This window comes from Nesterenkonia aurantiaca, from assembly GCF_004364585.1.
Classification (GTDB): Bacteria; Actinomycetota; Actinomycetes; order Actinomycetales; family Micrococcaceae; genus Nesterenkonia; species Nesterenkonia aurantiaca.
Map to the genome: position 1 here is coordinate 592,643 of NZ_SOAN01000001.1, position 14,746 is coordinate 607,388.

The 14,746-nt window shown below is 66.8% G+C and carries 13 protein-coding genes; 6 read left to right on the forward strand and 7 right to left on the reverse strand.

Annotation, left to right across the window (positions count from 1 at the left end; all coding sequences use genetic code 11):
• Positions 1-3: 3 nt before the first annotated feature.
• The 3 genes from EV640_RS02625 to EV640_RS02635 all read right to left on the reverse strand — a co-directional run bounded on the left by EV640_RS02625 (position 4) and on the right by EV640_RS02635 (position 3,130).
• On the reverse strand, positions 4-1,437 hold the full coding sequence (locus tag EV640_RS02625; protein ID WP_243832197.1) for an endo-1,4-beta-xylanase: 1,434 nt from the start codon (positions 1,435-1,437) through the stop codon (positions 4-6).
• Between the two features lie 392 nt (positions 1,438-1,829).
• Positions 1,830-2,804 (reverse strand): prephenate dehydratase, encoded by a 975-nt coding sequence (gene pheA, locus EV640_RS02630; protein WP_133725703.1) that lies wholly within the window; start codon positions 2,802-2,804, stop codon positions 1,830-1,832.
• Positions 2,801-3,130: a rhodanese-like domain-containing protein gene (locus EV640_RS02635; protein WP_133725704.1), complete on the reverse strand. Its 330-nt coding sequence runs from the start codon at positions 3,128-3,130 to the stop codon at positions 2,801-2,803. Before EV640_RS02635 ends, pheA begins: the two co-directional genes overlap by 4 nt.
• 87 nt (positions 3,131-3,217) lie before the next feature.
• Between EV640_RS02635 and EV640_RS02640 the strand changes: the two genes are divergently transcribed.
• A complete protein-coding gene (locus tag EV640_RS02640; RefSeq protein ID WP_133725705.1) occupies positions 3,218-4,744 on the forward strand; it encodes an amidase in 1,527 nt (508 codons plus the stop codon).
• Between the two features lie 129 nt (positions 4,745-4,873).
• Here EV640_RS02640 and EV640_RS02645 read toward each other — a convergent pair whose 3' ends face one another.
• Both EV640_RS02645 and EV640_RS02650 read right to left on the reverse strand, forming a co-directional pair.
• Positions 4,874-5,074 (reverse strand): CsbD family protein, encoded by a 201-nt coding sequence (locus tag EV640_RS02645; protein WP_036475668.1) that lies wholly within the window; start codon positions 5,072-5,074, stop codon positions 4,874-4,876.
• 118 nt (positions 5,075-5,192) lie between these two features.
• Complete coding sequence (locus EV640_RS02650) at positions 5,193-6,590, reverse strand: uracil-xanthine permease family protein (RefSeq protein WP_133725706.1); 1,398 nt, start codon at positions 6,588-6,590, stop codon at positions 5,193-5,195.
• 287 nt (positions 6,591-6,877) lie between these two features.
• Here EV640_RS02650 and ectA point away from each other — a divergent pair, with 287 nt between their 5' ends.
• From ectA to EV640_RS13530, 5 genes are all read left to right on the forward strand, one after another.
• Positions 6,878-7,423, forward strand: a complete 546-nt coding sequence (ectA, locus tag EV640_RS02655; RefSeq protein ID WP_036475669.1) for a diaminobutyrate acetyltransferase — start codon at positions 6,878-6,880, stop codon at positions 7,421-7,423.
• 123 nt (positions 7,424-7,546) lie between these two features.
• On the forward strand, positions 7,547-8,833 hold the full coding sequence (ectB, locus tag EV640_RS02660) for a diaminobutyrate--2-oxoglutarate transaminase (RefSeq protein ID WP_036475834.1): 1,287 nt from the start codon (positions 7,547-7,549) through the stop codon (positions 8,831-8,833).
• 45 nt (positions 8,834-8,878) lie between these two features.
• Complete coding sequence (locus EV640_RS02665) at positions 8,879-9,277, forward strand: ectoine synthase (protein WP_036475670.1); 399 nt, start codon at positions 8,879-8,881, stop codon at positions 9,275-9,277.
• Between the two features lie 333 nt (positions 9,278-9,610).
• Positions 9,611-10,759, forward strand: a complete 1,149-nt coding sequence (locus EV640_RS02670; protein ID WP_036475671.1) for an ABC transporter ATP-binding protein — start codon at positions 9,611-9,613, stop codon at positions 10,757-10,759.
• 108 nt (positions 10,760-10,867) lie between these two features.
• Positions 10,868-11,038: a hypothetical protein gene (locus EV640_RS13530; protein ID WP_166645848.1), complete on the forward strand. Its 171-nt coding sequence runs from the start codon at positions 10,868-10,870 to the stop codon at positions 11,036-11,038.
• 232 nt (positions 11,039-11,270) lie between these two features.
• On the opposite strand, the gene EV640_RS02675 is transcribed toward EV640_RS13530, so the two are convergent.
• Positions 11,271-13,919 carry an FtsX-like permease family protein gene (locus EV640_RS02675; protein ID WP_133725707.1) on the reverse strand — a complete coding sequence of 883 codons (2,649 nt, stop codon included), beginning with the start codon at positions 13,917-13,919 and terminating at the stop codon, positions 11,271-11,273.
• Positions 13,916-14,665: an ABC transporter ATP-binding protein gene (locus EV640_RS02680; RefSeq protein ID WP_133725708.1), complete on the reverse strand. Its 750-nt coding sequence runs from the start codon at positions 14,663-14,665 to the stop codon at positions 13,916-13,918. The genes EV640_RS02675 and EV640_RS02680 overlap by 4 nt, the downstream gene beginning before the upstream one ends.
• Between the last annotated feature and the right edge of the window lie 81 nt (positions 14,666-14,746).

Sequence of the window (14,746 nt, forward strand, 5' to 3'; positions counted from 1 at the left end):
GGATCAGACGCCTGCTTCTTCAAGGATGCCGCGGCACTCCTCGAAGCTGGCGTCATCCTCCCAGGCGGACGCACCTTCTTCATGCTCCACCAGCGTGCGCTGAAGGATGCAGTAGGTGGGCTTGCGCTCGTAGTCACCCTCATGCAGGGTCGCGTCGCCCTCACCGGGGAAGGTGTTGGGCACCCAGCTCTGCGCATCCAGGGTTCCCCAGATGGTGAAGGAGTTGCACAGGCTCACGTCCAGGCAGGCCTGCAGCACCGTGGCGTAGCGCTCTGCGGCGCCCGCGCGATCCTCCGGCGACATCATGTCGTTCTCATCGACCTCGCCGCGCACGTCGATCTCGGTCACCGCGGTGTGGATGCCCAGGTCGTCGAAGCGCTGGAGATTCTCCTGGTAGCTGTCGTCGAACCCGTACTGCATGGACAGATGGGTCTGGGCGCCGAAGCCGTGCACCGGGACTCCACGTTCGAGCTGCTCGCTGATCAGGTCGTAGTACCGATCGGCCTTGGCGTTGAGGCCATCCACGTTGTAGTCGTTGTAGAACAGCAGCGCGTCAGGATCCTCCTCATGCGCCCAGGTGAAGATGTCGTCAAGGATCTCGGGCCCCAGCTCGCGGATCCAGATGTTCTCGCTGTCGCGGATGCTCGCGGCCTCGTCGTCCTGGAAGATCTCATTGGCCACGTCCCACTGGTCGATGCAGCCGGCATAGCGCGAGACCACGGTGCGGACATGGTCTTCGAGGATCTCGCGCAGCTCAGCCTCGGAGAAGTCACCCTCCTCGAGCCAGTCCGGGTTCTGCGAGTGCCAGGACAGGGCATGGCCGCGCAGATCCATACCGTTGACCTCCGCGAAGGCGACGACGGCGTCGGCCTGCTCGAAGTCGTAGACCCCCTGCTCCGGCTGGACGAACTCCCACTTCAGGTAGTTCTCGTGGGTCACCGACGAATACTCCTGGGCGACATGATCCCGGTACTCCGGGTCCGAGGGGAACGGATCGGGGTAGTCGGCGTCGGAGTGGTGTCCGCCGCCAGCCGCGATGTTGCCGATCCGCAGATCCTCCGGAGCGACGCCGGCCAGGGAGTCGCGCTCCCAGGCGCCCTCGACGGCACCACCCTCCGGCGTGAACTGACACTGGGTCTGCCCGGGCGCGTCCGTTCCCCCGCCGTGGCCGGGTCCCTTTCCGTTGCCCTTGGCGTGATCCGGAGGTCCGGGCTGACCCGCATGATCGGGCTTGCCGGGCTGGCCCGCGTGATCGGGGCGCCCCTGGGACTTCTGTCCCTGCTTGTCCGCGGCCTTGGCGGCGATTCCTTCATCTGCTGTCTGGCTGCTGGCCTGGTGTGCCGGGACAGCGCCTGCCATGGCGGGCGTGCCGAGCGCGAGTGCGCCCGCACAGACCACCGCGGCGGCCAACGTTCGTCGGTTCGATCGGGTGAACATGCATTCTCCTCGTTGTCGCCATTGACTTGCATGGACGGCGGCGTGTGCCGCGATACAAGAGGGCGGCCCGGACCCCTCGGTCCCAAGAACCCGCTGAGCAAGACTTCTACACCACGAGATATCGGAAATGTGAGTCAGGACACCATTTTGTATCACGAGAAGACTAAAAAAAGATCACAGCTGTGTCAAGGCTCACACGGCTTCCAGTCACGGGTCTGGGCGCGCTTACGCGTATCTGAAGCGAGCTGATCCCACTCCCCCGGCTCCCACCCTCGGCTTCGCCGAGCGCGGGGCCCGCGCCGGGCTCGCTTACGCGTGTCTCAGCGAGCTGATCCCACTCCCCCGGCTCCCGCCCTCGGCTTCGCCGAGCGCGGGGCCCGCGCCGGGCTCGCTTACGCGTGTCTCAGCGAGCTGATCCACGCGGCGGCGGCGGTGAAGGCTTCGTCGGAGACTTCTGCTGTGAGCAGCTGAGTCTTGCGATCCGCTCGGGGGTAGGACCCGAGGAATCGAATTCCGGGCGCGATCCGGTGGATCCCGGCCAGCGCGTCGGCCACGCGCGCCTCTTCGATATGACCCTCAATATCGATCGAGAAGTAGTAGAGCCCCAGACCGTCACCGGTGGGTCGGGATTCGATGCGACAGAGGTTCACACCCCGGGTCGCGAAGTGCTCGAGCAGCTCCATCAGGGCTCCCGCCCGGTCCTGTGGCAGCGGAATCATGATCGTCGTCTTGTCCGCCCCGGTCATCGGTGGGATGGCACCGGGCCGGGAGACCAGCACGAACCTGGTCACCGCGCCGGTCACATCTTCGATGCCGCGCTGCACCACACTCAGGCCCAGCTGCTGGGCCACCAGCGGCGAGCAGACCGCGGCGTCGGCCACGGGAGTCTCTTCCAACAGCCCACGGGCCGCAGCGGCGGTGGATGAGGCGGGCACGAACTCGGCTTCCGGGATCGCAGAGTCGGCCCAGCGCCGCACCTGGGCCCAGCCATGAGTATGGGTGGAGACGGTGCGGATCTGCTCCAAGGCCAGAGGAGCCGCGGCCGCCAGCACGAAGCTGATCTCGACCAGCTCTTCGCGCAGGATATGCAGCTCGTGCGCCACGGATATGGCATCCAGGGTCGCCGTGACCCCACCCTCCACCGAATTCTCGATCGGCACCATCGCGGCGTCGACCTCACCGGATTCGACCAGGTTCAGAGCGGTCAGCACCGAGCCGGCCGGCACGCGCTCCGCCTGGTCCGCACCGGGCACCTGCAGCAGGGCGGCCTCGGTGAAGGTGCCAGCGGGCCCGAGGAAGGAGTACCTCGACGCGCTGACCACGGACTGCGCGGCGACGATCGCGGCGGGGTCATTAGAGCGGCTCATCGAACCTGAGGCGCTTCGCCGGTGGAGGACTCCATCGGACGCCCGGCCTCGAGCCAACCTCCCATGCCCTCGGCGACGAACACCGCGGAGTAACCCTGAGCGGTCAGCCAGGCCGTGATCTGCACCGAACGTCCACCGGTGCGGCAGATGACGTAGTAGTCCTCATCCGGGTCGAGTTCCGCCTCGAACCGTGCCGGGACTTCATCGACCGGCATGTGCAGGGCCCCCGGGGCGTGACCCTCGGCGAACTCATAGTCCTCGCGCACATCCAGCAGCGCGGCATCGGCGGGAACCTCTGCGGCGCGGACGGTCTCGAAATCTGCCATCTGCGGCCTCCTTCAGTGCGGAACGATCTTCTCTGCTGCGCTGTCAAGACTAGCGCCTGCCAAGTTCCGTCCGCATAGAGTGAGCCCATGGTGCATCCAGCCGATCCCGCCCCACACCGCCGAGCACCCTCTCGGCTCCCCGCGCCTGTGTTGACCGACTTCCGCGCCGCCAGCGCCCTCGCGTGGCGCCAGGACCTCGTCGCCGGTGAGGTCACCGCCGTGGAGCTCACCCGCACCGCGATCACCGCCGCTGCGGCCCAGAACCAGCTCGGCGCATACCTCCACCTGGATCCGGAATCGGCCCTGCTGCGTGCCGCCGAGATCGATCAGGTCCGCTGCGCCGTGCTCGACTCCCGGTCGAGTTCGGCTCGGAGCGCCGCCATGGAGGAGCTCGCTGCGCGCGCGCCGCTCTTGGGGATGCCCACTGCCTTCAAGGATCTTCTCGACGTGGCCGGGATGCCCACCACCCGTGGCACAGCGGCCCTTCCCGCACGGACCCCCGCCCATGACGACCCCCTCCCCCGGCGGGTCCACGCCGCGGGGGCGATCAGCATCGGCAAGACCCAGGTCCCCGAGTTCGGGCTGCCCTGCTATTCGGAGAATGAACTCGCCCCTGCGGCACGGAACCCGCTGGCGCCGGAGCGTACTGCGGGCGGATCCACCGGAGGCGGAGCCGCCGCGGTCGCCGCGGGCATGCTCCCACTGGCGCCCGGCAGCGACGGCGGCGGTTCGGTGCGCATTCCCGCAGCCGCCTGCGGCCTGATCGGGCTGAAGCCCGGGCGCGGACGGCTGCCTGACGATAAGCAGGTCCGCAGCGTGCGCAACCTGGCGGTGTCCGGACCGATCGCCCACACCGCAGAAGATGCAGCCCTGCTCTTCGACGTGATGGCCGGTCACCGCTTCCGCCCCTCCGCCGAGGCGGACGGCCTCCCGGCAGGCCCGGCGCTGCGCCGGGTGCGCCATGCGCTGAACCATGGGATGGACCAGCTGAGCATCGGAGTGACCACAGAATCGCCGTTCTCCCCCGACCTGGACATCGTCCTCGCCGAATCGGCAGTCCTTGCCCTGGAACAGGGTCTGGCAGCACTGGAACAGCGCGGACACATCGTGGAGGGGAGCAGCCACTGCACCGGCGCGGAGACCTTCTGGCCCGACGGCTACCACCGGCACTTCCAGGCGCTGTGGACCACGCCGCTGGGCGAGCTGGATCCGTCGGTCGAACAGCTGGAGGCGATGGCCCCGCTGACGCGCTACTTCATCGAGCTCGCCAAGGATCGCCCGGAGGAGCAGACCCGGGAATCGATCGCCGCCCTGGAGGACTTCTCCACCGACGCCGAGGCCTTCATGGGCCCTTGGGACATTCTGGCCACGCCGATGCTGGCCTACGCGCCGCCTGAGATCGGCTGGTTCGCCAGCCTCGAACCGGAGGAGAACTACCGGGAGCAGTGCAGGTTCACCCCGTACAGCTCGGTGGTCAACGTGATGGGACTCCCGGCGATCAACGTCCCGACCCACACCGACGCCGAAGGGCTGAGCTGGTCGATTCAGCTGATCGGACGCACCGGGTCGGAAGAGCAGCTGCTGGCTCTGGCCGGCACCATGACGCAAGGCTGAAGGGCCAGGGACCTCGCCGGGGGCCGGCCCTCAGGGGCGCCAGCGCATACAACAGCGCCGGGTTCGATGCATCGAACCCGGCGCTGGGAATCTCTCAACTCCGCAGTGAGCGCGGCGGTGAGGTCAGATTCAGTTGTTCTTCTTCAGACCTTCAGCGAAGCCCTTGACGCTGTCCTTCGCGTCCTGAGCGACATCCTTCGCCTTCGCCTGGTTCTTCTGGCCCTTGCCTTCGGCCTCGGTCTCCCGATCGCCGGTCAGCTTGCCGAAGCCTTCTTTGGCGGAGCCGGTAGCTTCTTCGGTCTTGTTGCTCGTCTTGTCATCGAGTCCCATGGGTGACTCCTTTCGTCGGCGGACAGGTCTCTGGTCACGCTACCGACCGTGCTCAGGACTGTCACTCCGATTAGACACTTTCCAGGGAATTCACAGCCAACCGATGCCGCGTCGAAATCTAACCGTCGCGCCGCTCCGGCTCGGCGGCGGGTGGGTGGCGATCGGCCTGGGCGGCGAGGTCCTCGGCGTTGAAGGGAGTGGCCAGGGCGTCCTCGTCCTCCGTGGCGAAGCCGACGTCGGTGCCTCGCCAACGCGCGATCGCGCTCATCACGTGATGGATGGCCAGGGCGGCGAAGCTGCCCAGCGCGATCCCCTCAAAGACGATCTCGCCGAAGACCATGGTGAAGTTCGCGATCGCGATGATCAGCGGCACACCGGCGACGGCGAGGTTGATCGGGTTCGCGAAGTCCACCCGGTTCTGCACCCAGATACGCACCCCAAGCACTCCGATCATGCCGTAGAGCACGGTGCCGGCCCCGCCGAGCACCCCGACCGGCACGGTGGCGATGACTGCGCCGACCTTCGGCAACAGGGCCAGGGCAATCGCGAAGAGACCAGCCACCCAGTAGGCGGCGGTGGAGTAGACCCGGGAGGAGGCCATGACGCCGATGTTCTCGGCGTAGGTCGTGGTGCCGGAACCGCCGCCGGTGCCGGCCAGCATGGTCGCGGCACCATCGGCCATCAGGGCGCGTCCGGTGACAGGATCGAGGTCTCGCTTGGTCATCAGCGCCACGGACTTCACGTGCCCGACATTCTCGGCCACCAGCACCAGGACCACTGGGATGAAGAGGCCCAGCACGCCGATGTGAAAGGTCGGAGTGGTGAACTCTGGCAGGCCGATCCAACCGGCGGAGCCGATGCCGGAGAAGTCCACCTCGCCGCGCAACACAGCCACCAGGTAGCCGATGACCACGCCGAGCAGGATGGAGAGCCGACCGAGCAGCCCACGGAAGAGCACGCCGGCCAGCAGCATCGACACGATGGTGATCGTCGCGGTCACCGGCGCCTCGTTGACGTTGTTCCAGGCGGCCGGCGCCAGGTTCAGCCCGATCAGCGCCACGATCGCGCCGGTGACCACCGGAGGCATCAACCGCTGGATCCAGTGGCTCCCGGCGAAGTGCACGATCAGGCCCACTACCGTCAGTCCGAGTCCGGTCAGGAAGATCCCGCCGAGGGCTCCCGACATCCCGTACTGCGCCGTGGCGGCGCCGACCGGGGCGAGGAAGGCGAAGGAGGATCCGAGGTAGCTGGGGATGCGACCGGCCGTGATGATCAGGAACAGCACGGTCCCGATGCCGGAGAAGAACAGCGTGGTCGAGGGCGGAAATCCGGTGATCAGCGGCACCAGGAAGGTGGCCCCGAACATCGCCACCACGTGCTGCATGCCCACGCCGGTGGTCTGCAGCCAGCCCAGCCGCTCGTCGGGGGTCACCACCGCGCCGGGTCGGACCGTCTTGCCGTCACCGTGGAGCGTCCAGCCGAAACCTGGCAGGCGGCTCTTCTTCTGCGTAGTCATCACAGCCACCTTAGCTTCACCTGAGCACCGTCAGCGCAGGTCCTGAGCATGGGGCACATCACGTTCCAGTATTTAGACATTCATAAATTGGATCACATGATAATTACATTCGCAGTATTTCATCGTGAAGAAGTCGGCCATGTTCCAGTGCCCTTGGTACGCCTGGGATGCAACGGCACGGATAACCCTCGGACTAAACTTCTCCGAGCCCGCTGGGTGGGGATTTCACCACGTATTCACGAAGTTCTCGGTTGAATCTCAATGTTGGCTCACTACTGTGGAGGTCGATGCCTGAGACCGCAGATACCCCTGCCCAGAACTCCACCGACGCCTCCACGGGCTCGGAACGAGTTGAAATTCGCACGCCCACCGTGGCTGACGGCACCTCCCTGTGGAGGCTCGCCGCCGGAACCGGCGTGCTGGATGTGAACACCCCCTACGCCTACATCCTGTGGGTGCGGGACTTCGCCGAGACCTCGGTGATCGCCGAGGTCGACGGAGTGCCCGCGGGATTCATCTCCGGATACCGACGTCCGAGCGACCCAGAGACCCTGTTCATCTGGCAGGTCGCCGTCGACTCCCGCTTCCGCGGCCGCCGACTGGCCTCCCGGATGCTGGGCACCCTGGTGGACTCGGTCGCCCCGCGCCGACTGGAGACGACCATCACCTCCGACAACGCGGCCTCGATCGCGTTGTTCACCGGCCTGGCACGAGACAAGGGAGCCGAGATCACCACTGCTGCGCTCTTCACCGAAGCCGACTTCCCCTCAGCCGACGAGTCTGGCGAGGTCCATGCCGCCGAGGACCTCTACACGGTGGCTCCGCTGAACTGACCGGCTGACCGACAGACATCTATTGAGCACGCTCGCTTCGCTGCGCCGCCTCAGGCGGCCACGCCGTCGCTCCGAGTGACTATCCCGCCCGACTTCCCCGGAACGTAAGGACAGATGAGCACCATGGCTACAGACATCTTTGACACACGCGAATCCCAGGTCCGCAGCTACTGCATGAACTGGCCCGCCACCTTTGCGAAGGCCTCCGGCCCCTACCAGTGGACCGAGGACGGCACCCGCTACCTGGACTTCTTCTCCGGTGCCGGTGCCCTGAACTACGGGCACAACCACCCCGAGCTGCGCGACCTGGTGGTGGACTATGTCGCCAACGACGGCGTCACCCACTCCATGGACATGAAGACCCCGGCCAAGCGGCGCTTCCTGGAGACATTCGAGCGGGTCATCCTGGAACCGCGCAACATGGACTACAAGGTCATGTTCCCCGGCCCGACAGGCACCAACACGGTGGAGGCGGCACTGAAGCTGGCCCGCAAGGTCACCGGCCGCCAGCACATCCTGTCCTTCACCAACGCCTTCCACGGCATGACCCTGGGTGCACTCTCGGTGACCGGCAACTCGATGAAGCGCCGCGGCGCCGGCATCCCGCTGACGAACTCCTCGAAGATCCCCTATGACGATTACTTCGACGGCGACATGCCGGACTTCCTGTGGCTGGAGAAGATCCTTGAGGATTCCGGCTCCGGCGTGGACAAGCCCGCCGCGGTGATCGTGGAGACGGTCCAGGGCGAGGGTGGCCTCAACGCCGCGCGGATGGACTGGCTGAAGTCGCTGGCCGACCTGCTGCGCCGGCACAAGATCCTGCTGATCGTCGATGACGTCCAGGCTGGCTGCGGACGCACCGGAAAGTTCTTCTCCTTCGAGGAGGCTGGCCTCTACCCGGACATCGTCTGCGTGTCCAAGTCGATCTCCGGCTACGGTCTGGCCATGGCGCTGACCCTGTTCAAGCCCGAGCTCGACGTCTGGGAGGGCGGGGAGCACAACGGCACCTTCCGCGGCAACAACCTCGCCTTCATCACCGCCGCCCGCGCGCTGGAGCTCTTCTGGGCCGACGACAGCTTCCAGAACCAGCTCGCCGAGCGCATCACCGAGCTCAACGAGGGACTGAAGCGGATCGCCGAACACGTTCCCGGCTCCTCGATCCGGGGCCGCGGATTCCTCACCGGCATCCACTTCCCCAACCCCGACACGGCCGGCAAGGTCGCAGCCGAGGCGTATAAGCGTAATCTGCTGGTGGAGACCTCCGGACCGCAGGACGAGGTCGTCAAACTGATGCCCGCGTTGAACATCGAGTCCGAAGATCTGCAGAAGGGCCTGGCCATCATCGAGGAGTCACTCCTCGCGGCCACCGGCAACCTCGGAGAGCCCTCCCGCCTGCGAGCACCCCGGTAAACCCTTCACCCCCGCAACCTGAGCCGCCACTGATCGGAGATCTGCGTGTACACCTTGAACATCGACGCCCTCAACGGCACCGACCGCGACATCCAGCAGGAGAACTGGCGCTCCCGGCGCATGGTGCTGGCCAAGGAGAAGGTCGGCTTCTCACTGCATGAGACCACGCTCTACGCCGGCACCACCAATGAGTTCTGGTACGCCAATCACGTGGAAGCCGTCTACTGCGTGGGCGGCAAGGGCACGCTGACCGACCTGGAGACCGGAGAGAAGTACACCATCACCGATGGCTTCCTCTACATGCTCGACGGCCAGGAGAAGCACCGGGTCGAGGTGGAGGAGGAGATCCGCGTGGTCTGCGTCTTCAACCCCCCGGTCACCGGGCGCGAGGTCCACGACGAGAACGGCGTCTACCCGCTGATCCTCGAGGACGAGAACGCCTGATCTGCTGAACAGCTGAGCTCTTCGCTGCGCCGAGTCGCTGCGCACGACGGCGCCGGCCCACCTGAACCACGCAGAACTGACGTGGATGAGGCGGACCGGCGCCGTCGTCGTGTGTGGGGTGATCCACCTGGGAGGCCGTGACGCTCTGCGGGCCGACCAGGACGGCTGGAGGGTTGGAAGGTGGAAGGCGAAGATCCGGTTTTGGACTTCTGCCGGGAGCTGTGATGTGATGCACAAGACATGTGACCCATCACACGTGAGTCTTGTGTCACCACAATCACCTTCACTACGGATCGTCGGGCACGTACCTGCCCGTGAAAGGGACATATCATCATGGCTTCTGTGACCTATGCCTCCGCCAGCCGGATCTATACTCCGGGCGCGCGACCGGCCATCAATCAGCTTCAGCTCGAGATCGCCGACGGCGAGTTCCTGGTCCTGGTGGGACCCTCCGGCTGTGGCAAGTCCACCGCGCTGCGCATGCTCGCCGGCCTCGAAGAGGTCAACGAGGGAGCCATCATGATCGGGGGTGAGGACGTCTCACACGTCTCACCCAAGGATCGCGACATCGCGATGGTCTTCCAGAACTACGCGCTCTACCCGCACATGTCCGTGGCCGAGAACATGGGCTTCGCGCTGAAGATCGCCGGGGTCTCCAAGGAGGAGCGGGCCGATCGGGTGATGAAGGCCGCTGAGATCCTGGACCTGGTCCCCTACCTGGAGCGCAAGCCCAAGGCTCTCTCCGGTGGCCAGCGTCAGCGCGTGGCCATGGGCCGCGCGATCGTGCGCTCCCCCAAGGTGTTCCTGATGGATGAGCCGCTGTCCAACCTCGACGCCAAGCTGCGCGTGCAGACCCGTACGCAGATCGCCGCACTGACCCGCGAGCTGCAGACCACCACCGTCTACGTCACCCACGACCAGGTCGAGGCCATGACCATGGGCGACCGGGTGTGCGTGCTCAAGGACGGGGTGCTGCAGCAGGTGGACTCCCCGCGCAACCTCTACGACAACCCGGCCAACGTCTTCGTGGCCGGCTTCATCGGATCCCCCGCGATGAACCTGTTCCAGGTCAAGATCCAGGGCCAGGGCGTTGTGGTGGGCCAGGACGTCATCCCGATCCCCGACGGCCACCTGGACAAGGCTCACGGCGATCAGGTCACCCTGGGCGTGCGTCCCGAGGACATGGAGCTCAGCACCGACGGGACCGGCCTGCAGATGACCGTGGACCTGGTCGAGGAGCTCGGCGCCGACGCCTTCATCTTTGGCACTCCCGACGGCATCAAGACCTTCCAGCCCTTCATCGTCCGGGTGGACGGACGCCGTCCCCCGATGCGCGGCGAGCGGGTCACGATCAAACCGAACCCGAACCATGTGCACCTGTTCGATATCGAGAACGGACTGCGCCTCAACGGCTATGTCCCTGACCACACACCCCACGCATCACTCTCCGACGTGGAAGCCCTGGCAGACGCTGAAGACTGATTGAACCCAGCATCACCCCAGGTCAAAAAGGATTGACCGCCCTTGAGCCGGGGGTCGACGCCCTGGCATCCAGCAACTGCACAGGTAAAACCCCGTAGGGTGGGACTCATGGCCAATAGAGCACTGTCTATTGTCATTTCCATCGTGCTGATGCTGGTGGTCCTTCGGATCGCCCTCTGGCTGTTTGGCATCGTTCTAAACCTGTTCTTCAACATCGTTCTGGCGATCCTAGTGGTGGTGGGAATCTTCTTCATCATCCGGGCCGTCAGCAGACGTTAGCGAAACACCTTATGATCGACCAGACACATCATTATCGAAAGGCAGAAAAACATGGGACGTATCCTCCCGATCAGCTTGACCGCCATCCTCCTCATCGTGATCATCGTGATCCTGGTGACGTGATCCGCTGAATCTAGCAACACCTGAGAGGGCGGGATCCGAGTATTCGGGTCCCGCCCTCTTGCTGTGCCCGGCGACTCCCCAGCGCCGCCGCAGTGCACCGGATCGAAGCTCAGTCCTCGCTGAGTCCCGCGGCCGGTTCCACCTTCGACAGCGCCCGAGCCGGGAGCAGCGCCGCGAGCGCGGCGGCGAGCAGCGTGATCCCCCACAGCATCACCAGCCGCAGCCACGGAATCTCCACCGCAACGGCCCAGTCCTCGCGCGCCACCATGGAGGCGACACCGGCCCAGCCAAGGAACACCGCGAGGATGGTGCCGATCAACAGCGCCGCTGAAGCCAGCAGCAGCGCCTCGATGGTGATCATCTGCCCCACCGAGCGGCGGTTCATGCCGACGGCCCGGAGCAGGGCTGCCTCACGGCGACGCTCGAGCACCGAGAGCGAGAGCGTGTTGCTCACCCCGATCACCGCCACCAGCACTGAGGCTCCCAGCAGGACCAGCACGATCAGCAGCACCATGTCGATGGTCTGTGAGTAGCTGGCACGCATGAGTGCCCCGACGTCGTTGAACTCCTCCGTGTGATCCTCCAGCAGCCCCGCCAGACCGTAGGACTCCTCGGGGCCGACGCCCTGGGCGAGACGGATCAGCGTGATGCCCTGCGCATCGCTGAAGGCCCAGGGAGATGCCGCCTGGGCCGGATCGTCACCGGGCAGGGATCCCGCGGTGATCAGCACCGTCTCTGCCGGAAGCCATGAGGCGATGGAGGCCTCCACGGTGATCGCCTGGTCCTTGGCACCGGAGGAGGCCGTCCCATACGGCGTGAGTTCCACCTCGGCACCGTCACCGGAGAAGACCTGACCGTTGAACTGTTGGGCGAGGACCGCCTCACCGGAGCCCGGAGCGAGGCCCTCCGTGCGGGCCACCTCTGCGAAGGTCTCGTCATCGACAAGGATCACTCGACCCTCGGTGCTGCCCAGCTCGCCCGCCACCGTGGCGGGAGTGCCCGCGGCGCTGCTGAAGGATTCGACGAGGTCGCTCTCGGCGAGGTCTGCCTCCAGCTCCTCACCCACCGCAGACGCCGAAGCCTCCACCGGGTAGCGCTCGGCCAGCTCGTCGTAGAGCACCGTCTGCGCCGTGGAGGCCCCCACCATCATGGTGCCCACCAGGGTGACCCCGACCAGCAGGGCCGAGGCGGTCGCCGTCGTGCGTCCCGGCACCTGCTGGGCGTTGCGTCCGGCGAGCCGGGCGTTGACCCGCAGACCGGGCAGCCTGCTCAGGAGTGCGCCACCATGCGCCACCAGTGGCGGCACCACCAGGCGGGCCAGCACGAGGACTCCGCAGAAGCCGAGCATGGCGCCGGCCACCCCGACCAGCGGCGCCGGCAGGCCCAGTGGAACGTTCTCCCCTGCGGCGAGCAGCGCGGCGGTCAGCACCGCGGCGAACCCGCCCAGCGTCAGGACCAGTCCGATGACGATGCGCGCCCTCGACGGCCGCCCCGCTGCCGGGGTCAGCCCGACCGGGCGCAGCGCGGCCATCGGTGAGACGCGTCCAGCCTTGATCGCCGGGAGCAGGGCGGAGAGCACCGTGACCACCAGACCCAGTCCGAGCCCCACCGCGACGGCGAGCACCGTCGGGGTGGCCAGCGGGAGGTCCGGGGCGAAGGTTGCTCGGGCGATGGCCGAGAAGCCCAGCGCCGCGCCGGCGCCCAGCACGACGCCGGCCGCGCCGCCGATCAGCCCCAGCAGGCCGCCTTCGAGCAGGGTCGCGCGCTTGAGCTGCACAGAGGTGGCACCGATGGCGCGCAGCAGCGCCAGGGTGCGCGCTCGCGAGGCGACGAGCACCTGGAACGTGTTGGAGATGACGAGCCCGGAGACGAAGACCGAGATGCTGCCAAAGCCGATGGCCAGGTAGGCCAGCCCGTTCGCGCTTCCCGACTGCTGGGCCATGCGGGCATCGACGATCTCCTCGGTGGTCTGCACCTGCAGCGTGGTGAGGCTGGTGGCCCGATCCTCATCCATGCCCGCGGCCTGTTCGGTGATCAGCTCCTGGATCTGAGACTGCACCGCAGTGGCCTCCCCCTCGGCAGCGAGCTGCACCCGGATCTCTTCCGGCGAGGGGCTGGCGGGCATCCGCTCCATCCCTGCGCCGGTGAGGTAGCCGCGTGGTGCACCCTGGGTGTCCAGCACGCCTACGACGGTGTAGTCCTGCTCCACCACGGTGGGCTCCGCATCCTCCGGGGCGCCCTCCTCCGCGCCCTCGGCGTAGACGAACTCCTGGGCGGTCAAGGTGTCGCCGAGCTCGAGACCTCGGCCCTCGAGCGCCGCCGAGCTGATCACGACCTCGTCCGCGGCCTGAGCCTCACGCCCCTGAGCGATCTCACCGGCCCGGGTCGCCGACTGTTCGCCCACCTGGAAGCCGATCGTGGAGCTCCCGTCCTCGGCCAGCTCGCTGAGGTAGCCGGATCCGATGGCGTCGGCCACGGCCACGCCATCAAGCTCCTGGATCGCTTCGGCGAGCGCCACGTCCTCGCGCAGCGGCTCCTGGGTCTCCTCGTCCCAGCCGGAGACCCAGTGGGTCTCGATGATCAGGTCGCTGCCGGCGGCCTCGGCCTCGATCTGCTGGGTGAGGCCGCGGGTGAAGGAGTCCAGCATCAGGATTCCTGCCACGATGAACGCCACGGAGATGGCGACGGCGGCGCCGGCGGCGAAGAGCTTCCTGCCCGCCGAACGCAGGTTGACCCGCAGCACCGGGTTGCGGCTCATCGGCCAGCCTCGATCAGCGCGGCGGCGAGCTGTGCCGCGGTCGGACTCTCGAGTGTCCCGGCCACTCGCCCGTCGGCCAGCAGCACGGTGCGGTCGGCCTGGGCGGCGGCATTGGCGTCGTGGGTGACCATGATGACGGTCTGGGCGAATTCGTCCACCGCGGTGCGCAGCAGGCCAAGCACCTCGGCGCCGGTGGTCTGGTCCAGGTTGCCGGTGGGCTCGTCGGCGAAGATCACCGCGGGCCGACCCACCAGCGCCCTGGCCACCGCCACGCGCTGCTGCTGACCACCGGAGAGCTCGAAGGGACGGTGCTTCAACCGGTCGGCGAGCCCGAGCCGGTCGATGACCTGCTCGTAGAAGGTACGGTCCACGGATCCGCCGCCCAGGTTGGTCGGGAGCAGGATGTTCTCCTCGGCGGTCATCGCCGGGACCAGGTTGTACGCCTGGAAGATGAACCCGATGCTCTCGCGGCGGACCCGGGTGAGCTGCTTCTCGTTGAGCCCGGTCAAGGTGGTCTCGCCGCGCTCCGAGGACAGGATCACCTCGCCGTCGTCGGCGGTGTCCAGTCCGGCGAGCACATGGAGCAGGGTGGATTTCCCGGAGCCGGAGGGCCCCATCACCGCGGTGAACCTCGCGGCGGGGAACTCGATCGAGAGGTCGCGCAGCGGGTGGACCGCCGCGTCCTCGGCGCCGTAGGTCTTGTTCAGCGCCCTGGCGCGCAGCGCGGGAGTCAGTGTGGTGATCATGGACTTCACACTACGAACGGGCGGGGTGCTCCCACATCGGACCACAGGCCGGTCCGGACCTCATCCTGCAGGATGAGCTGC

Coding starts and splice junctions, on each gene's coding strand:
- EV640_RS02625 (WP_243832197.1), bottom strand. CDS start 1,437: ATGTTCACCCGATCGAACCGACGAACGTTGGCCGCCGCGGTGGTCTGT.
- pheA (WP_133725703.1), bottom strand. CDS start 2,804: ATGAGCCGCTCTAATGACCCCGCCGCGATCGTCGCCGCGCAGTCCGTG.
- EV640_RS02635 (WP_133725704.1), bottom strand. CDS start 3,130: ATGGCAGATTTCGAGACCGTCCGCGCCGCAGAGGTTCCCGCCGATGCC.
- EV640_RS02640 (WP_133725705.1), top strand. CDS start 3,218: ATGGTGCATCCAGCCGATCCCGCCCCACACCGCCGAGCACCCTCTCGG.
- EV640_RS02645 (WP_036475668.1), bottom strand. CDS start 5,074: ATGGGACTCGATGACAAGACGAGCAACAAGACCGAAGAAGCTACCGGC.
- EV640_RS02650 (WP_133725706.1), bottom strand. CDS start 6,590: ATGACTACGCAGAAGAAGAGCCGCCTGCCAGGTTTCGGCTGGACGCTC.
- ectA (WP_036475669.1), top strand. CDS start 6,878: ATGCCTGAGACCGCAGATACCCCTGCCCAGAACTCCACCGACGCCTCC.
- ectB (WP_036475834.1), top strand. CDS start 7,547: ATGGCTACAGACATCTTTGACACACGCGAATCCCAGGTCCGCAGCTAC.
- EV640_RS02670 (WP_036475671.1), top strand. CDS start 9,611: ATGGCTTCTGTGACCTATGCCTCCGCCAGCCGGATCTATACTCCGGGC.
- EV640_RS13530 (WP_166645848.1), top strand. CDS start 10,868: ATGGCCAATAGAGCACTGTCTATTGTCATTTCCATCGTGCTGATGCTG.
- EV640_RS02675 (WP_133725707.1), bottom strand. CDS start 13,919: ATGAGCCGCAACCCGGTGCTGCGGGTCAACCTGCGTTCGGCGGGCAGG.
- EV640_RS02680 (WP_133725708.1), bottom strand. CDS start 14,665: ATGATCACCACACTGACTCCCGCGCTGCGCGCCAGGGCGCTGAACAAG.